Below are 19,113 nucleotides of genomic sequence, written 5' to 3'. Positions count from 1 at the left end.
TCTGTTGCGTGGTGATGGACGGAATCGAACCGCCGACACAAGGATTTTCAGTCCTTTGCTCTACCAACTGAGCTACATCACCGTTCCAGTTGGTATGTTTTGGGACTGCAAAAATAGGAGGCGACTTTTTCTTTCCAAAACATTTCAATAAAATAATTTGAAATATTTTTGGGCACTAAACAACTACCAAGCTTAACAGGTTGATCTTGTATCATTTATCCATCACCCACAAAATATTCATTATTTAGCTTTTGTCTGGCAACTCATTTTTTAGATATTTGTAATAGTATGCAAGCATACTATTACGTTAACATATTAGACTTTATTTTAAACTAACTACTATGGAATACATTCAGCAGATCCTGTTCGCTATTGTTCTGGGCGTAGTAGGGTGGCTTATATATCGACGCATTACCTTCATCAGGGATACCATCCGACTCGGTCATTCAGAAGATCGTACCGATCGTCCATCTGAGCGGTTGAGTATGATGCTGCGCATGGCATTCGGACAGAAGAAGATGTTTGACCGGCCGCTGGTGGGGATTATGCACTTCATCCTCTACGCGGGCTTCCTGCTGATTAATATCGAAGTGCTGGAAATTATCCTGGATGGTATATCAGGCCAGCACCGCATGTTTGCCCCGTTTTTTGGCACTTTTTATCTGTACCTGATCGGTTTCTTTGAATTTCTGGCGGTAGCTGTAATAGTCGTCTGCACTATTTTCCTTTTTCGACGCGACGTAGTACGGGTAGATCGCCTGCAGGCGGAGCGCCATCGTGAGCTGCGCGGATTTCCAGTTTTGGATGGCAACCTGATCCTGATCTTTGAGATCGTGCTCATGATCGCAATTCTTACTATGAATGCGGCTGATTCGGTTCTGCAGGACATGAATAGTGTCCACTACGCCCGTACCGGCGATTTCCTGTTCAGCCAGTTCCTGAAGCCACTTTTTGCGGGCTGGAGCGAGGGAGCGCTCATTGCGCTTGAGCGGGGAGCGTGGTGGTTCCATATTATAGGTATTCTTGGCTTTGCGCTGTACGTTACCTATTCGAAGCATCTGCACATCGCGCTGGCCTTCCCGAACACGTACTTTGCCCGGCTGCGTCCCCGGGGGGAGATGAAAAACATGCCCGACATCACCAAAGAGGTAAAGCTGATGCTGGGGATGGAACAGGCTGACCCGAACGAGGCACCTGCTGAGATTGGACGCTTTGGTGCTAAAGATGCCATGGACCTGAGCTGGAAAAACCTGATGGACGCCTATACCTGCACTGAGTGCGGGCGCTGCACGGCCAATTGCCCGGCTAATATTACCGGTAAGCTGCTCTCACCGCGGAAGATTATGATGGATACCCGCGACCGCCTACAGGACCTGGGGCACAATATGCGGGCCAACGGAGGTAAAGTGGTGGAAGACGGCAAAACCTTACTAGGCGACTATATTCTGGAGGAGGAAATTATGGCTTGTACCTCCTGCATGGCCTGCGTGGAGGCTTGCCCGGTGATGATCAATCCGCTGGACATCATTCTGCAGCTACGCCGCTATAAGATCATGGATGAAGCCCATGCCCCCGGCTCCTGGAACATGATGTTCCAGAACATGGAGACCAGCCAGGCCCCCTGGAAGTTTTCACCCAGTGACCGGTTCAACTGGGCCAACAACCTACGGCAATAACCGGAAGGAGCTGGCAAGTTGGCTGAGGCTATTCCTGATCATGCTGGCAGGAGTACTTATGCTGGAAGGGGGTATTGTTGTGGCAACTGCAAGATACACGTTATGAGCTGGTACCGGTAGTAGCGATGGTATCCCTGATAAGTCTGTTAACTATAATCTTTCTAGTAACGCGGACAGCGCTATATCGAATACAATAACTGATATTAACTGCTCAAATTGAGCACATACTCTAAACTATGTCAGAAATCGAATATAAAGTACCTACCATGGCCGAAATGGCCGCCAATGGTGAAACACCCGAGATCCTGTTCTGGGTGGGCTGCCTGGGGTCATTTGACGACCGTTATAAAAAAGTGACCGTAGCTTTTGTAAAAATACTGAATGCCGTAGGAGTAAAATTTGCCGTACTGGGTACAGAGGAAAGCTGTACCGGCGACCCTGCACGCAGAGCGGGTAATGAGTTTCTGTTCCAGATGCAGGCTATGACCAATATTCAGGTACTGGATATGTACGGCGTTAAGAAGATTATAACGGCCTGTCCGCACTGCTTCAATACGCTCAAAAATGAGTACCCTGAGTTGGGCGGCAACTACGAGGTGATTCACCACTCTACTTTCCTGCAGCAGCTCATTAACGAAGGCCGCGTACGCATGGAAGGAGGCGGTACTTTCAAAGGCCGTAAGATTACCTACCACGACCCCTGCTACCTGGGTCGGGGCAATGGCGTATACGAAGCTCCCCGTGAGGTACTGGAGGCGCTGGATGCCGACCTGGTAGAGATGAAACGCATCCGCTCAAAGGGACTGTGCTGCGGAGCCGGCGGTGCTCAGATGTTCAAAGAACCGGAACCCGGCTGGAAGGAAGTCAATGTAGAGCGTACCGAGGAGGCCCTTAATACAGGGGCCGACACCATCGCGGTAGCTTGCCCTTTCTGCATGGTGATGATGACGGACGGCGTAAAGAACAAGGAGCGGGAGGATTCGGTAAAAGTACTGGACCTGGCCGAGCTGATAGCTCAGAGACAAGGCCTCTAAAACTATATCACTTCATCTACAAACCAGTAGGCGGGTACCTGATAAAGGTATCCGCTTTTGTTTTAGAGGTACTTGCGCATGAGGTCATCCGTCTGCGGGTCGGTGCCGAGCAGGAAAGTAGCTTCGCCTACTTTTTCAAAGCCTATTTTCTGATAAAAACGCACCGCCCGCGGGTTCTGGGGCCATACACCCAACCATACCAGCTCAAATCTCTCTGCCTGCATCCAATCCAGACAGTGCTGCATAAATTCACGAGCCAAACCGGCTCCCTGGTAGGGTTTATCCACGTAAAAACGACTGATCTCAACGCCCTTCCGCTCCGGCTCCGGCTGTAACTGACTTCCCAGTACCATCTTCATATAGGCTACGATGGCACCATCCTCCACCGCCAGCCAGTACTTCACCTGAGGCTTATAAAAATCAGCGGTGAAAGGCTCTTCAGCAAAAGCCTGCTCCACGTACAAAGCCATGTCTTCTGGCGTATTTAGCGCCTGATAGGTATCAATGAATAGTCGCTGGCTAAACTGGCGGAGCGATTCCAGGTCTACGGGTGAGGCTAATTGGTACTGTATCATCTTTTATTTTTACCAAAGAGCAGCACCAGGTAGTTTCTGTAGAACTACCTGGTGCTGCTACTCTTAAATTGAGGGGCAAAAATAGTGACTAGCGAAGCAGATTCTGCACACCTACTGCTTAAAACTAAGCAGGTAGCCCGTCAGGTCAGCCAGAGCCTGCTCGTCCAGTCCCAGTACCGTAGGCTCGGGCATCAGGGACCGGGGCATCTTTACTCTGTCTTTAATCTGATTGGCTTTGATGGCATGCTGCTTCCCAGCGGCATCTTTGAGTACTACCGTGGCGCCGTCGCTGAGCAGGAAACCGAAGTAGCTCTCGCCCTTCTTAGTCGTAATGGTATAGGCTTCGTAACCGAACACCATACTAGCCGAGGGATTTACGATAGCATCCAACAGAGCTAGTTTATCGAACTTCTGGTGAATCTGCGTCAGGTCGGGGCCTACCTCGGCGCCGTTCTCGCCGTGACGGTGGCAGGTGGCGCAGTTGGTGGCGAAGATGGTTTTTCCCTTCTCCCTATTACCATTCATCCGGGCGATGAAGTCTACCTTCAGTACCTTGCCGTTACGCGGAAAGAACTGACTGGCAAGTACCCGCACATTCTGGTCAGGATTGGCGAAGATTTGCTCACTTACCGCCTTTGCAATGGTATCGGGTAGTTGCCACTGGGCTTTCAAGTCTATCAGCATATTACCTCCGTCGGCATCTGAGGCCATCTTCTTTGCCGCCTCGATCCTGGCTGTTATTGGCTGATTCTTGTCCTGTACCTGCTTTTTGAGATCTAGCATCTGACGGTAGGCGGGCGTAATGGCTTGCGTCGTGGCTGTCTGCCAGTCGAGCAGCTCGGCCCAATCGTTGGTCCGGCGGAAGTTGAGCCACCAGCCCGCACCCGTGGCTACATCGGGTAGTTGCGAAGACGAAAGAGCCAGCATCGCCTCTGCCGCCTTCTTATCCTTTACAAAGGCCAGCGCCGTCAGGGCCTTACGCCGCTCCTCAGCAGGTACCTTCGCCGAACCAGCGCGTAGCTTCAGATCACTTACAGCCTGTGCGGGATGCAACCGCCAGGTGAGGTTGAATCGCTGCGGCGACCAGGCCTCCGGCTGCTCCCTGTACAGCTCTTGCACCAGTTGGTACACCTGCGCCTCTTTACCTTCGACCGCAGTACCCAGCGCCTCCAGGTACCAGCGGTCCTTTCCATCGTAGAATTGCAGCAGCTCTGTAATTATAGGTTTTGATTGTTCATAGGGTACATCACGCAGGGCAATGGCCACTTCCCGCCGCAAGGCGGCATCGGCATCTCCTGCCATCTGACGGGCGTAGGGGAGTACATCCGGCGTTGTAGCCCGTAGCGCCCGGAAGGCTGTCATGCGCATATTTTCATCCGGACTTTGCAGTAGTTTCTCGGCTTCTATTCTCCCCAGTTTTCCCAGTTGCGGCAGCAACCACACCGCCCGCGCCCGGTGGTAAGGGTTATCGGCAGTTAGTAGTGCTTTCACTTCACCCACTACCGCTTCGCCTTTACGACGTAGCGCCTCAAATCCCAGCAGGCGCACGTTTACCGCCGGATTCTTCAGGGCTTCCACCATACCCGCTGTAGTACTTAAGTCCAGCTTGGGCGTGGAGAGCTTCTTACCTTTGGGTGTGACGCGATAAATACGGCCGTAGCCTTTGCGGTCATGCATGGCGTGGCCACCCACGATGGGGTCGTACCAATCGGCGATGTAAAGGGCGCCTTCAGGCCCGGCGGCTATGTCTGATGGCCGAAACCACTTACGCGCGTCTTTGTCCGTCTCGAACCACTCATAGCGCTCCGAGGCCTGCGGGAAGGAGCTAATCATGTCGCGGCGCTGCAACTTGAATCCCGCACCGTCTTTTTGCGGCTGATAGGCAAAGATGACGTTGCGCCCGGCCTCGCAACTCAATAAGGTACCCCGGTACTGTGGCCCCAGCGCGTCGCCTTCGTAGTACAGTACGCCGGTAGGCGAACCCGCACCGGTGTTATCACCGGCGGGCATGACGCCTGGGTCCTCCTGGTGCCAGTGCGCCGTGAACATATCCTGCCCCGGTCGGCGATCGGCCTGCCAATAGCGGGTACCGTCGGTCGAGAAGTACCCAGCGTTGCCATTTTCAAGCAGGAAAGACGTTCGGCAGGTAATGACCTGGTCGTCATTGTCGTTCTGCCACATATTACCGTAACTATCCAGCGCCAGCTCGTAGTTGTTACGGAAGTTGTGCCCCAGTACCTTCAGCCCCGTCCCGTCAGGATTGATACGCAACGCCAGGCCACCTACCCATACGCGCCCGTCGTCCGACTTCATGTTGCCCTGGTTCTCCTTGTTATAGGGAGTACCGCCGGTGTATAGACTCCCGCTACGCAGGGTCCAGCCGCTGCGGTCGGTCACTACGTGCGGCCCGGCGTTGCCAGTGTTGAAGTACCAGCGGCCATCCGGTCCCGCTACTACAGCGTGCAGCGAGTGGTCGTGGTCGTAGCCCCCGAAGCCAGTCAGCAGTACTTCGCGACGGTCAGGACGGTCGTCGCCATCCTCATCCGTGTACACCAGCAGGTTAGGTGCGCAGGATACGATTACTTTATTACCAATGACCGCAATACCCAGCGGCGCCGTCAGCAGCGAATCTTCGACAAATACTTTGGAGCTTTCAGCCTTGCCATCTCCGTCTTTATCCTCCAGGATCACCACCCGATCACCCTTAGTTCGGTGCGACAGTCGTTCACCCGGTTTGGTGTTGAAGTCCCGGTAGTTAACCGCCTCAGTTACCCATACTCGTCCCCGGGCATCAATATCTATATTAGTAGGGTTATGGAACAGCGGTGCCTCGGCCCAGAGCGTTACATCCAGGTCATCGGGGGCGTAAAGGCGGGAGGAGTCCTCGGCCGCTACGGGTAGCGAAGCAGATTTTTGTGGTGGGAGGGAGGGCAGAAAAGCCAGGCCACCCAGCACGGTAACGGCAGCGGCCAGAACGAGGGTGAGTTGCTTGTGTGAGGGAAGAGGCAGGGATATATTCATGGGACAAGTACCGTTATTACTCACTGATGAATTTAAAGCTAGTTGGTTTAATAAATGAAGCTTACTGCCTAAAGCTTAAAGCATACAGCTACCTAAAACCTGAACAGCTTCTCAAGGTACTGGCGGTTATGGCGGTAGCATTCTACAATATCAATTCCTTTGGGACTGGCCCATTCGAGCTGCATCCAGCCTTTATAGCCTATATCCTTCACCGCCCTGGCTATTCGGGGCCAGTCTAGGGTGCCTTCACCCAGGCGGAAGCCATTTTCTTTCATGTGGATCTCGCAGATCTGCTCCCGGCCCAGCATGGGGATCTCCTGGTAGATGTCGTAGCCCGCATCGGTGGCATTACGGAAGTCGTAGTACACCTTTACGGCGGGCGAGCCTACGGCTTGGATAATGTCCAGGTGCTCCTGCGCGCTCAGGTACGACTCTATTCCAAGCGTCACGCCCTGCTTCTCAGCCTGCGGGGCTACTTTTTTAAGCCGACTAACGACTACTTTCTTACCCGCATCATCCTTCCGCAGATCCCCCTGTGAGAAAAAAGCCAGTAACACTACCGGCGCCCCCAACGCCCGGGCCGCCTCCACGCTATTCCATACCCACTCCTCCGTTCGGCCTTCTGACTTGTAGGGTACCTGGTTTAGCTGCCCAATCGCCAGACTGGATACCTGCACTCCAGTACGTTTGGCGGCTTCACGAATGGCTTGTAGCATAGCCGGGTTAGATAGGCCTACTTCATCCTTGCCCGTATTATAGCTCACCTGCAGCCCCTGCAAGCCAATCTGCCGGGCCAGGTCAAACGCCTCCGGACTCATGGCTTTACCCAATGACCAGTCGCAGGCGCCCAGGTGATACTGGGGCTTTAGAAGAGACTCAGTATCCAGCATAACGATAGCTCCCAATCCAAGAGTAGCTTTTCGGATAGCATCGCGACGACTAAACATAGTTTTTTTGTTCTTTTACATCCTAAAAAGGATAGTAAGAGATACCTTTTACTGCAAGCGAACCCAGAGCGGGGGCAACTTGTTGAAATACTAATGAGCCGACAGCCCCTGGTTAGCCTTTTTTTGTAAATTAGTAGTAATCAAAACTCTATATGTTATGTACATTCCGTTTGATGAGATAGATTTTAACGCCCGTATCTGGATTTATCAGGCTTCACGGGAACTGACCGAGCAGGAGACAGGAACCATCACCGAAACCCTGAAGGCTGCACTTGATGGATGGGCTGCGCACAACAAACCCCTGCTATCATCGGGAAAAGTATTCTATAACCGATTTGTCGTCATTGCCGTTGATGAATCGCACGAACACCCCAGCGGCTGCTCCATCGATAGGACTGTACACTGGCTACAGGAAATCGGCCAGCAACTGAATGTGGATTTCTTTGATCGGTCGGTAGCTTACCTTGATGCGCATAAGAAGGTTAAGACCTTATCTATGAGTGAAGTGAAGCAGGCCATTGCTGACGAAGAAATCACTCCTTCTACCACGGTATTTGATAATCTGGTCAGTACCAAAGCGCAGTGGATGACCCGGTGGAAAGTAGCGGCTGACCGGACCTGGCTGAAACGCTACTTTAGGCAGCAAACAGCCTGACCGTTTTGAAAGGTGCCCATTCGGAATTAGATTTGTCCTGTACTTTATCTGATTCCGAATGAGACTTTTGAAGATTCTGGGAGTAGTGGGGCTAAGCATATGGCTATCCGGCTGTAATGACCCTAACACCGTATATAAAGCCTACGAAGATATTGAAGATGGCCTTTGGTACGTCAAGAACACTCCTACTTTTAAGATCGAAATTACGGATACTACTCAGGCATATAACCTGTACTACCTGGTACGTAACAGCCTGCAGTACCCCTACTATAACCTCTACCTGACACGCAAAATAACCGGGCCGGATGGTCAGATAGTAGCTGCCCGCCTGGAAGAGCTGTATCTTTCCAACGAAACTACGGGTAAACCGTACGGAAGCGGCCTGGGAGACCTGTTCGACCACAAGATACCTTTTCTCCAGAACTACCATTTCCCTAAGTCAGGTACCTATACGCTCACCATTGAACAGTCCATGCGGCAAAATCCGCTGCCATTTGTACTGGGTGTTGGTGTTAGTGTCGAAAAGGCTACTCCTGCCAACCCATAAATAACTCTAAGGCATGACACCAATGCTCCCCCTGTTTCCTCTGAATCTGGTTGTTTATCCGGGCGAGAAACTTAATCTGCATATTTTTGAGCTTCGCTACCGACAGCTCATCGATGAGTGCCTGGAGGAAAATAAGACGTTTGGAATCCCGGCCTTTCTGAACGACCGGTTGCCCGGCTATGGTACCGAGGTAGAAGTAGTGGCCCTGCACAAGCGCTACGACGACGGCCGGATGGACATTTCAACGAGAGGCCTGCGGGTGTTCCAGATCGATACCTTCAATAATCCCATGGAAGATAAGCTATACGCCGGTGGAGAAGTTATCTACACCTCCGAGTCTACCGACCTGGATAGCCCTCTGCCCGAGCTCACAAAGCTACTCGACCAGCTCTACAACTTGCTTTCCATTACTGTGGAGTATCAGGTAGAGGTTGCGCCTTTCTCATTCCAGGTTGCTCATAAGGTAGGTATGTCGCTGGACGATGAGTACGAATTGCTTACAATACCTCAGGAAAGCGAAAGGCAACTATTCCTGATCCAACACCTGCGCAAAGTATTACCTGTAGTGGCTGACATGGAGCAGACCAAGGCCCGCATCCGTCTCAACGGCCATTTTAAGAATCTTGATCCTCTGAATTTCTAGGGCCAGTAGGTCCGGGCGGTGGCGGCGGAGTACCTTCAGGTCTGTTATTAGGGGTAGGCTTCTTACGATTGCGGTGACGGGGTGGTCGTCGGCGCTTTTGGGGTTCCACTATCTGTGCGCGCTGCTCCTCGCGGGCATTTTCTTCCGCCACCTCACGCTCCGGCTCACCCAACAGGTAGCCATATGGCTCAAGGCTGGGGCTGGAGTCCAGTATTACCTTTATGATGGCTGTCAGCGGTAACGCCAGTATTAATCCCGACAGGCCCCATAGCTGCCCCCCCAGAAACAGAGCCACAATAGCCGCCAGCGGGTTGATACTTATCTTGGAACCTACAATATTAGGCGTGATAAAATTACCTTCCAGAAACTGCACGAAAGCCATCACCCCAATTACCCCTAGAGCATAAATGGGAGAATCTTCCGTGACAATACTCATCAGGGCCGGTAGAATAGAGCCGATGAGGATACCGACGTAGGGAATAAGGATCAGAAAAGCAGCCAGAAAGCCAAAGAAAATGGCATTGTCAATCCCCAGCAGAAGTAAGCCGATGGTATTTAACACCCCCACGATACCTATGACCAGCACCAGTCCCGCCAGGTAGCTCTTAATGACTTCATATATTTTCTGCAGAATACGATCCAGCTTGTAATGGGGTACCTGCTTGAAAGCCTTGTGCAGAAAGCGTCTGAAAAAATCGCGGTACAGCAGGAAAAAGAATACATAAATAGGTACCAGAATAGCGGTTGTAAGAGTACCGGTAGTAGCAACTACGGTGCTCAGTAGCATGGTCCGGCTTTCACCCAATGCATTCAAGAGGTACCTTTTTCCTTCGGTTACCTGCTGGCTACGACTTAAATCAAAGTATCGCTCGCCCATCGACAACATCTGGTCCAATAGGTCTTCTGCTTTGGCTGTTATGCGAGGTATCTCATCGGCGAAGCCTGCGATCTGAATAGAGGCTACATAAATCAGGCCCACCAGGACCACGATAAATATAAGGATACTGATCAGGATAGCCAGTATGCGTGGCACACGCCAGCGTTCAAGCCGCAGGCACAACGGATGCAGCAGTATAGAGAACAGTACCGAAAAGGCAAGGGGAATAATAATTTCACGAAGAATGTACAGTATGTATACGCCTGCCAGCAGTGATACCATAATACAGGCTACTTTAAAGTACAAAGGGAATCTTGTATCTTTGATTTGGCCAGGCCCCGTAGAGGTGTTCATATATGAAGCTTTTTTATCTGTGGTTTTTATTTAAAACAATGCTGTGCGGCTGTCAGACCGAACGTCAGCAGCATAATCTTGAAAAGGTACGTTCCGACTACAAGATTAGCAAAATAGGTAAACTTCCGGCGATTATTGATGAGAGCTCAGGTTTGGCTATGGGCCGAGGCGACAATACCTTCTGGACTCATAATGATAGTGGAGGAGGATCGGTACTGTACGAAGTAGATCATAGAGGAGCCCTGGTATCTACCTTTCAGGTTTCGGACATACCTAACCAGGACTGGGAAGATCTGGCCCAAAGCCCGGAAGGCATCCTGTATATTGCTGATACGGGCAACAACAGCAACACGCGCCGCTCATTCAATATCTTCGCTGTTTCACCCGAAACCTCCCGGGCTGAAACCATCACCTTTCGCTACGCAGAGCAGGATAGCCAACCGTCATTGGCTCCTGAATCACAGCAATATGATAGTGAGGCGATGTTTTACTACAACCAAAAGCTGTACCTCTTCTCGAAAAACCGGACTAAAACGGATCATTCAGTCAAGCTTTATGAAGTACCTACACAGGCGGGTGATTATGTGGTAACTCCCGTTGATAGTATAGCTATACAAGGCCAGGTAACCGGAGCGGACATTAGCCCCGATGGTAAAACCTACGCATTACTAACCTATGGTAAAATACTATTGTTTGGAGTAGAGTCAGGTAGGATCAATTTCAACCACCCTCTGGGCTGCCTCCGATTGGTAAAGAAGCAGACCGAAGGTATTATGTTCCTGAATAACACGGACCTGCTGGTGACCAATGAGCAAAGGCAGGTGTTTAAATTAATGCGTCGCTGATGTTAAATTTGTGTTAAGACTCAGCCTCTGCGACCGATATCCTTAACACATACGCTAATTTCGAACCTGAATTAATAACCTCAATCACCTCACCGCATGAGCGCCAAAGCAGCAACTCAGGTAGCAACAAAAGTACTAGTGGTTGACGACGATCCGGATATAGTAGAGCTACTGGAGTATAATCTTCAGAAGGAGGGGTACTTTGTAGAAACCGCTTCCAACGGTAAAAAGGCCATTGAAATAGCCAAAGATTTTGTCCCGGACCTGATCCTGCTGGACATCATGATGCCTCAGTTGGATGGGATCGAAACAGCCCGTATCCTCCGGCAGACCGCGGAGCTCCGCCACGTGTACATCCTGTTCCTGACGGCACGCTCCGAAGAGTACTCCGAAGTAGCGGCCTTCGAAATAGGCGCTGACGATTATATTACCAAGCCCATCAAACCCCGCGCTCTGATGAGCCGCATCAACGCGCTGTTCCGGCGGGAAGCACAAAAGGCCGACCCTGGTGATGAAGTCACCATTGCCGACCTTTCTATAAATCGTCAGAATTATACGGTAAGTCAGGGAGAAAAGTCGATTATACTCCCCAAGAAAGAATTTGAACTGCTGTTCTTCCTTGCCCAGAGCCCCAACAAGGTGTTTAGCCGCGAAGAGCTACTCCAAAAAATATGGGGAGCTGACATTTATGTACTCGAACGTACCGTAGATGTACACATTCGCAAGCTTCGTGAAAAACTCGGCGAAGGCTACATCAAGACCCTAAAGGGAGTTGGATACATGTTTACAGACCAACCCGAATAGAGGCCTACTTCTATATCTTAATGTCTTAGCGGGGATCTGCGTCACCAGCTTTATAGGCATCATATTCTTCCAGCAACTTGACCATGTCCACCTCTGACTTAAGGTTAAGTTGCTGTTCTTTTATGTTATGCTCCATAAGATTTTTCTTATCGCTAAGCAGGCTTAGGAGCGCCTTCTTGTCCCCTTTTTTGATAGGGTGCATCTTCCCCTGCTTATAAACATATAGTTGCTCATTAGGAACAAAACGGCTGACGGCCGTAGCCGAATTATACTGTTTCTCCTCCCGCTTTTTGCTTTCGAAGCGCTTCAGCAGCTTGGTATTACCATCATGTAGTACCCGGTAAAAGCTGGATTCGGTCTGATCATCAATGGCCGGAAAACCACGTCGAAATATATACAGGGCATCACCGGTCGGCATAGCGAACTCTACTACTTCATTAGCGCCCAGACGATACAGCTTACCTTCTTTTTCATACTCAAGTTCATCCTGAAATATATCGTACTTCATTTTAACGCCATCTACCACCTTATCGCTGGTAGTCCGGAGAGTCCCCGTAATCCACTTGTCGTCGAGCAAATAGGGAGATCCCTCTGTATCCGTATATTTGTATTCCGAAACAACACGCCCGTTGACGTCGGTCATGTACTGAGCATGGGCTGGTATCAGAAATGCTGCCAGTACCAGACTACTTATTATTTTTTTCATGGTCATATAAGTTAGAGATTTGTGTTAGGTACTACTTTGACCTTAAATAAGTAATAAATCTATGATTTAATGCGGTGCAGGCTTTAATCTCACATTTTTTGGTGAGGCCTACCATCTTGTGTGTACTTTTGTCAAAAAATTGTTCCAACGATTTTGTATCTCAACGAACAACTCCTCCATATTCGTCAGAGTCTGGCCGGTATAGGCCCTGAACTCTTTCTGACCGTTTTTTTTCTGCTTCTCCTCACGGCCGAGTTACTACTAACGCCCCGGCTGGGAAAAGAAAAAGCTGCCCGCTGGCTGCAGACAGGTACCATACTGGGAGCCATCGTGACGCTGGGACTGGTAATAACGCAGTGGGGAGGTGCACCCGGCTTCCGATTTGAACCGTTACTGTACTTGGACAACAAGGCTGTATTCTTCAAAGGTCTGGTGGTGGTAGCCTGGCTAGGCACACTGCTGCATATAAGGTACCTGCGTTATACCTTCCCCTCCGAGCTGAATGCGCTCCTGGTAGCAGCGGTGCTAGGTATGACGCTGCTGTGTATGGCCACGCACCTGCTGACAATATACCTCGCTCTGGAGCTGCTGTCGATATGTTCGTACCTGCTGGTGGCCCTCTCTCCCTATCGAAAAGCAACCGAAGGCGGCATCAAGTACCTGCTCTATGGGTCGGTAAGTTCGGCCATTATGCTCTATGGTATATCCCTGATCTATGGCCTCACGGGCACCCTGGATATCACCAACGAGGCCATGCAGGCGGGCCTGGCCAATAATCCCACTTTTGTGATGCAGGTAGCCCTACTGCTGACACTGGGCGGGCTGCTCTTTAAGCTGTCACTGGTACCTTTCCATGTATGGACACCCGATGTGTATGAGGCTGCGCCCACGCCGCTGGTATCCTTTCTGTCAGTAGCCCCCAAGGCGGCGGCACTCCTGGTACTGATGCGGCTTACTGGTGCCCTTCCTCCCCAGTTGCTTCCCACGCTGGGTGGTGTAGCTCTGATCAGCATTACGGCCGGTAACGTCGCAGCGCTCTGGCAGCAGAACGCGCGTCGCCTGCTGGCGTACTCATCCATCGCACAGGCCGGGTACCTGATCGTAGGTATAGTGGCTTATACGGAACCCGGCTTTGAAGCAGCTACCTTTTATACGGCCTCCTACGTACTCATCAATATGGCTGCCTTCTTCCTTATTGATTTGCTTCATCCGCGAACCAATACAGATCTAAGCCTCTACACCGGGCTGGGACGCAAGCAGGTAGGAGTAAGTATAGCGATTACGGTAGTAATGATAGCCCTGGCGGGTCTACCGCCTACGGTAGGCTTTACCGCCAAGTGGCTGGTATTCTCGGCGCTCTGGGATAGCTACCAGCAGATGGGACAGCCCTGGATGCTCTGGCTCCTGATCGGAGGTATCCTGAATGCCGCTATATCGCTGGCCTACTACCTGCGCATACCATTCTTACTGTTTTTCCGTACGTCTCCCGTGATGGTCCCCGAGACGGCACCCGAGCAGCAGGATTTTACAGCGCCTCTCGTCGCCAACCGCGTACTGGCAGGCCTGCTGATGGCGCTGGTCGTGCTACTCTTCTTCCGTCCCAACTGGCTTATCCACTGGATCGGACAGTTGTAGGGAAGTAAGCAAGAGCCCCTACTGACGTACAGGCGTAACTTTGTATCCCTGCTTTCTGAGTAAGGCTATTACTCCCTCATCACCTCCCAGATGTGCCGCTCCTACGGCAAAAAAGGTAGGCTTCTGTGTCATCATAGCTGCCATAAGTGGTATCCAGCGGCGGTTACGACCATTGAGCAGAACCTCTTCCTGGCCCTGCATATCAAAGTCACTTTCCAGTGTCATCTTGTGAAGCGCGGCTACATCCTGTTTCTTGTACAGGCTCACCATCTGTGTAAATTCTGTGCGGGCTTTGGGTAGGTTATCAATCATCTGTACCAGCATTCGGGCCTGATCCTGGTAGGGTATGGTGTCAAATACGGCCATTTGCTCCGCTACGGTTTCCAGCCCTACTACCTCTATCTGCTGCTTTTTGGCAAGACCCACCAGCGTCATTTCGTACGACTGCGGCTGACAGTCCAATACCCGGTTAAACAGGAGGCTCATCAGCACAAAAGGCTTGGCGCGTTCAAACGGCGCTATATTCATTCCCACCGAATCCCGGAAGAACTGGTTCAGCCGGGTGTAATCATCTTTAGGCAACAAGGTACTTAGCTGCTTATTGTCCTGCATCAGCATGAGCTGGGCCATCGACATCATCATTCCCGGATCGTCCATATCCAGTTCCAGCGCCAGTTGCTCGGCTTTCTGTAGGCGTTCTTTAAGACCATCACTCAGGCTGAAATCAGTGGGGCAGATCAGGTGTATGGTACCATACAGGTACGAGGGTTTGGTCAACGCTTTTCCTGAGATTTCCCATAGCAGCGACGACTCCCTGGGAGCCTGCGCCCGGACCGTAACGGCAGCAAGTACCAGACCTGCCACTACCCAACCCCATCTTTTTTTAATTATATTTCCCATATTATTTTCGATCGTTTTTCTAAATAAATTTCTATTCGTACAACTACATAGTTATCATAATGGCGGCCTGGTTACAATGAGCCGACTTTCCGCAATGAAGTAACGTTGGAGCCATCAAATTTTTTCAGGCTACACATCGTTCTTCCACGCAAAGTAATTTATACCTTTGTAATAATCACTACGAACTAAAGCATCCAGTGGGTAGTTTAGTCAGTATCAAAACCGAGAAGAAGTTTTGTAATTTTTTGAATACCAGCTTATACACTAACACCTCATCTTCTCATGAGTGACGCCATAAAGCACGAGTGCGGAATTGCTCTCATCCGTCTGCGGAAGCCTTATCAGTATTATATTGATAAGTACCAGACCCCCCTCTACGCGGTACACAAGCTATCGGTAATGATGGAAAAGCAGGTTAACCGTGGACAGGACGGAGCCGGAGTAGCTAACATCAAGATAGAGGTACCCCCAGGTCGCCGGTATATCAGCCGGTACCGCTCAGTCGAGCCACAACCCGTAGCGGATATCTTCGCTAAAGTTCACAAAAAATTCCGTAAAGCTTTAAAGGATAATAAAGAACGTGCTACTGACGCCCAATGGCTGCAGGAGAACGTAGCCTTTACGGGTGAGCTTTGGTTAGGGCACCTTCGGTATGGTACCCATGGTGCCAACGAAGTTGAAAACTGCCACCCCATGCTTCGTCAGAGCAACTGGCGTAGCCGTAACTTGGTTATGGCGGGTAACTTCAACATGACCAACGTGGACGAGCTATTTGGTAAGCTGGTATCACTGGGACAGCATCCCAAGGAAAAAGTGGATACTGTAACCGTAATGGAAAAGATCGGCCACTTCCTGGACGAAGAAAACCAACGGGTATTTGACCGCTTCAAGGGTATATTCGAAAACCCGACACTGTCGGATGTTATTGAGGATAATATAGATCTTCAGCGTGTACTCCACCGTTCGTGCCGCGACTTTGACGGAGGCTACGCCATGTGCGGCCTTACCGGCCACGGCTCAGCATTCGTCATGCGTGATCCGGCGGGTATCCGCCCTGCCTACTACTATGCCGATGATGAGGTTGTAGTAGTAGCTTCAGAAAAGCAGGCTATCAAGGCCGCTTTCAACGTAGAATATAACCAGATTCAGGAAATAACGCCCGGCAGTGCCCTGATCATTAATAAGGACGGTGAGTATAATGAGCTTTCAATCCTGCCTCAGCTTGAGAAGCGTTCTTGTAGCTTTGAGCGGATCTATTTCTCTCGCGGTACCGATCCGGATATTTACAACGAGCGTAAGAAACTTGGTAAACTGCTGATCCCGCAGATCCTGGAAGAGATTGATTACGATCTGGAAAATACGGTTTTCTCTTACATACCCAATACGGCTGAAACTTCCTTCTTCGGTATGATCGAAGGTCTGGAAGAGTACCTGGCTAAGAAGCGTAAAGAGGCGATCATGGAGGGTATTCTGTTTGAGGAAGACCTCGACCGGCTGCTTTCGTTCCGCCCTCGTATTGAGAAGCTGGTTACCAAGGATGTAAAGTCACGTACCTTTATCACCGCCGACGAACTACGCGATGATATGGTATCCAGCGTGTACGATACTACGTTTGAGGTAGTTCGTAAGGGCATTGATACCGTGGTAGTCATTGATGACTCTATCGTACGGGGTACTACCCTCGAGAAGAGTATCCTCAAGATGCTGGATCGTCTGGGTCCCAAGAAGATTGTAATCGTATCGTCAGCACCTCAGATCCGTTTCCCTGACTGCTACGGTATAGATATGTCTAAGATGAAGGACTTTGTTGCCTTCAGGGCTACGCTTAAATTGTTGGAAGAAAGAGGGCTGGACTATCTGCGCGAAGAAGTATATACACAATGTGCAGCTACGGTAGCTTCCAGAAATGCCTACTCCACCAACTTTGTAAAGGCTTTGTACGAGCCGTTCTCGGATGAGGAAGTATCCGCTAAGGTAGCTGAGATCATTCGTCCTCATGGATTAAAAGCCGAAGTATCGGTTATTTTCCAGACTGTCGAGAATTTGCATAAAGCCTGTCCTGACCACGTGGGCGACTGGTACTTTACCGGTAATTACCCGACAGCTGGAGGAAATAAGGTAGTTAACAAAGCATATGTCAACTTCCACGAGGGCAAGCTGGTGCGTGCTTACTAAGAGATCTTATTTATATAAAAGAGAAGCCATATCATCAGATATGGCTTCTCTTCCTTTAGTACCCATGGCTTCCCATTAGTATCCATGGCACAGCTCTGAACAGTGCCCTGGTTCAACTCTGTGCCACAGTTTCTTTAGCACTATTACGACGGAAATCTACCTCTTCCAGTTGAGGTCATTGATGTTCTGTCCGATCTTCCTGCCTTCTTTCAGCCCGGTATCATTGTCCTGACGAGTATGAATACCTCCCAGAAAGCGGGAGTAAGCTGACTCTTCGGCCGTTTCCCAGAATGAATTAAATCCACGTGCCTTAAAATCAGCACCTCGCTGGACATCACGGATACGACCTACGTGCGTGTCATCCGTAAACTTAAAGTTGGGACCATACAGAGCGGCTAGCACCGTAGCCGCAGCACCGGACTGATAGGCATGGCCGGAGGTATAGCTGGGAAAGGGAGGAGCCGGCCAGAACGGAATCCAGTTAGGATCGATGGCCCGACGCACAAAGGTATAAGGGCGCTCAGCGCTAAAGGCGTACTTACACTTCCAGCATAGTATAAAAGCATCCGCTACGGCTATTCCGGTACGAGCCAGTGTTTCGGCCGCTTTCCCCAGATCAGCTCCTGCTGTTTTGAGCGCTATTCGGGCAAGGTTATACGAGTGACCAGGTGGAGTAGATGTCTCGCTTGGGTCATCGGCCCACCAGATAGCAATCTCCTTCTCTTCCTGCGTTAGTGATTTATTCTTGGTATATACTTCCAGGTGCTGCGCATAGTACTGTGAGGTAGGTGAAGTAGATATCTGTAAGGGCTGGGGCAGGGGCATGACGGAGTTCTGGACCACAAAGGTGCGGTTTCGGCCCCAGTAGGGCTGCATCGGCACCGTACGACCGTTTTCAGTAGGGCGCCAGGAGCCATTAAATACAGGTACTACATAGTCCGCCGGAAAATTACGGGCGTACCCCTCATGACCGCCGTCACTTCTGGACCATTCAAAAATAGACGTTGCGATGGCTTTGCCAAATACCTCTGATCTTTCTACTACCTCTGTCTGCTCCTCCTGAGCGTAATCAGTATGTAAGGCTACCTCAAGTGAGTCAATAGTAGCCTTGTTGGCAGCCGAAGTATTAGCGTATAGGTTACGGAGTATTTCGGCCTGGGCCGCGTTGGCACTTAACGCCCAATTGTACGTTTGTCCGGCCTCCACTGTGGGTAGGCTTTCAAGCTGATTGAGCTGCCCTGCCATGGATTGATTGGCAGGCATACCCGGTACTACGGCTTCGTATAGAGTCAGGCCGGCGTATCCCATAGCCCGGGAGGCCACCGGCGGAGAAAATCCGGGAGTCGTGCGGGTGAGCCTGAGAGTAAGTTGAGCCCATTTATCCGCTACCTCTGCGCTATAGGTGTCAGCTGTTTTCTCGACTGGCTGTACTTCCTGACTTGAAGTTGAACACCCATATAACCCGCTTAACAGCAAGGTAGCGGCTCCTATTGTTTGTATGTTTTTTTTAAAGATGGGAATAGAGTGATAAAGGGAAGATAGTGTGTTTGTCATACAGAACTAGAAAGTGATAAGCCAATGTATCTATTCATATCAGATAGATGGCCTACTAGGGCTGGCTGCACGATTTCAATCTACCACCTCTATAATTCATAAATCAATAATAATGCCAATTATAAGCCAAATTTAGGGGCTTTTAGTCTTGCTTCCGTAAGAGTA

The 19,113-nt window shown here is 50.5% G+C and carries 16 protein-coding genes and 1 tRNA gene; 9 read left to right on the top strand and 8 right to left on the bottom strand.

The features are described from left to right. Positions 1-9: 9 nt before the first annotated feature. Positions 10-82 (bottom strand) — tRNA-Phe (locus JUB14_RS00275). A 259-nt stretch (positions 83-341) separates the two neighbouring features. Here JUB14_RS00275 and JUB14_RS00270 point away from each other — a divergent pair. Together JUB14_RS00270 and JUB14_RS00265 are read left to right on the top strand one after the other, a co-directional pair. Continuing rightward, entirely contained in the window at positions 342-1,676 is a 1,335-nt protein-coding gene (locus JUB14_RS00270) for a 4Fe-4S dicluster domain-containing protein (protein ID WP_207503422.1), read from the top strand. Positions 1,677-1,912: 236 nt separating this feature from the next. After that, the gene (locus JUB14_RS00265; protein WP_207503420.1) at positions 1,913-2,710 is read left to right on the top strand and encodes a (Fe-S)-binding protein; all 798 of its coding nucleotides are present in this window, start codon (positions 1,913-1,915) and stop codon (positions 2,708-2,710) included. A gap of 62 nt (positions 2,711-2,772) precedes the next feature. Here JUB14_RS00265 and JUB14_RS00260 read toward each other — a convergent pair whose 3' ends face one another. The 3 genes from JUB14_RS00260 to JUB14_RS00250 form a co-directional block, all read right to left on the bottom strand. Continuing rightward, positions 2,773-3,285: a GNAT family N-acetyltransferase gene (locus tag JUB14_RS00260; RefSeq protein WP_207503418.1), complete on the bottom strand. Its 513-nt coding sequence runs from the start codon at positions 3,283-3,285 to the stop codon at positions 2,773-2,775. Positions 3,286-3,396: 111 nt separating this feature from the next. Further along, positions 3,397-6,306 (bottom strand): PVC-type heme-binding CxxCH protein, encoded by a 2,910-nt coding sequence (locus JUB14_RS00255; RefSeq protein WP_207503416.1) that lies wholly within the window; start codon positions 6,304-6,306, stop codon positions 3,397-3,399. A gap of 92 nt (positions 6,307-6,398) precedes the next feature. Then, complete coding sequence (locus tag JUB14_RS00250) at positions 6,399-7,253, bottom strand: sugar phosphate isomerase/epimerase family protein (protein WP_207503414.1); 855 nt, start codon at positions 7,251-7,253, stop codon at positions 6,399-6,401. 157 nt (positions 7,254-7,410) lie between these two features. On the opposite strand from JUB14_RS00250, the gene JUB14_RS00245 reads away from it, so the two are divergent. From JUB14_RS00245 to JUB14_RS00235, 3 genes are read left to right on the top strand one after another with little or no spacing between them, the layout of a single operon-like run. Then, positions 7,411-7,908, top strand: a complete 498-nt coding sequence (locus JUB14_RS00245; RefSeq protein ID WP_207503412.1) for a hypothetical protein — start codon at positions 7,411-7,413, stop codon at positions 7,906-7,908. Positions 7,909-7,966: 58 nt separating this feature from the next. Then, positions 7,967-8,455 carry a gliding motility lipoprotein GldH gene (locus JUB14_RS00240; RefSeq protein WP_207503411.1) on the top strand — a complete coding sequence of 163 codons (489 nt, stop codon included), beginning with the start codon at positions 7,967-7,969 and terminating at the stop codon, positions 8,453-8,455. 13 nt (positions 8,456-8,468) lie between these two features. Then, positions 8,469-9,098, top strand: a complete 630-nt coding sequence (locus JUB14_RS00235; RefSeq protein ID WP_207503409.1) for an LON peptidase substrate-binding domain-containing protein — start codon at positions 8,469-8,471, stop codon at positions 9,096-9,098. Here JUB14_RS00235 and JUB14_RS00230 read toward each other — a convergent pair. Further along, positions 9,070-10,257, bottom strand: a complete 1,188-nt coding sequence (locus JUB14_RS00230) for an AI-2E family transporter (protein ID WP_229367454.1) — start codon at positions 10,255-10,257, stop codon at positions 9,070-9,072. The two genes, JUB14_RS00235 and JUB14_RS00230, sit on opposite strands and share 29 nt — an antisense overlap. Positions 10,258-10,331: 74 nt before the next feature. Between JUB14_RS00230 and JUB14_RS00225 the strand changes: the two genes are divergently transcribed. Beyond that, entirely contained in the window at positions 10,332-11,174 is an 843-nt protein-coding gene (locus tag JUB14_RS00225) for a YjiK family protein (protein ID WP_207503407.1), read from the top strand. 96 nt (positions 11,175-11,270) lie between these two features. Then, entirely contained in the window at positions 11,271-11,978 is a 708-nt protein-coding gene (locus JUB14_RS00220; protein ID WP_207503405.1) for a response regulator transcription factor, read from the top strand. Positions 11,979-12,003: 25 nt separating this feature from the next. Here the strand turns inward: JUB14_RS00220 and JUB14_RS00215 are convergent, their stop codons facing one another. Further along, positions 12,004-12,684 carry a hypothetical protein gene (locus tag JUB14_RS00215; RefSeq protein ID WP_207503403.1) on the bottom strand — a complete coding sequence of 227 codons (681 nt, stop codon included), beginning with the start codon at positions 12,682-12,684 and terminating at the stop codon, positions 12,004-12,006. Positions 12,685-12,837: 153 nt separating this feature from the next. Between JUB14_RS00215 and JUB14_RS00210 the strand changes: the two genes are divergently transcribed. Further along, the gene (locus JUB14_RS00210) at positions 12,838-14,319 is read left to right on the top strand and encodes an NADH-quinone oxidoreductase subunit N (RefSeq protein ID WP_207503401.1); all 1,482 of its coding nucleotides are present in this window, start codon (positions 12,838-12,840) and stop codon (positions 14,317-14,319) included. Positions 14,320-14,337: 18 nt separating this feature from the next. On the opposite strand, the gene JUB14_RS00205 is transcribed toward JUB14_RS00210, so the two are convergent. Continuing rightward, positions 14,338-15,219: a TraB/GumN family protein gene (locus tag JUB14_RS00205; RefSeq protein ID WP_207503399.1), complete on the bottom strand. Its 882-nt coding sequence runs from the start codon at positions 15,217-15,219 to the stop codon at positions 14,338-14,340. A 282-nt stretch (positions 15,220-15,501) separates the two neighbouring features. On the opposite strand from JUB14_RS00205, the gene JUB14_RS00200 reads away from it, so the two are divergent. Then, positions 15,502-17,394: an amidophosphoribosyltransferase gene (locus tag JUB14_RS00200; protein ID WP_207503398.1), complete on the top strand. Its 1,893-nt coding sequence runs from the start codon at positions 15,502-15,504 to the stop codon at positions 17,392-17,394. Positions 17,395-17,550: 156 nt separating this feature from the next. Here the strand turns inward: JUB14_RS00200 and JUB14_RS00195 are convergent, their stop codons facing one another. Next, positions 17,551-18,948, bottom strand: coding sequence for a vanadium-dependent haloperoxidase (locus tag JUB14_RS00195; RefSeq protein WP_207503396.1), 1,398 nt, complete (start codon positions 18,946-18,948; stop codon positions 17,551-17,553). Between the last annotated feature and the right edge of the window lie 165 nt (positions 18,949-19,113).

The sequence above is a fragment of the Telluribacter humicola genome (assembly GCF_017355935.1).
Lineage (GTDB): Bacteria > Bacteroidota > Bacteroidia > Cytophagales > Spirosomataceae > Telluribacter > Telluribacter humicola.
The sequence above is the reverse complement of the archived record's forward strand: the minus strand, read 5'-3'. Positions and strand labels throughout refer to the sequence as shown.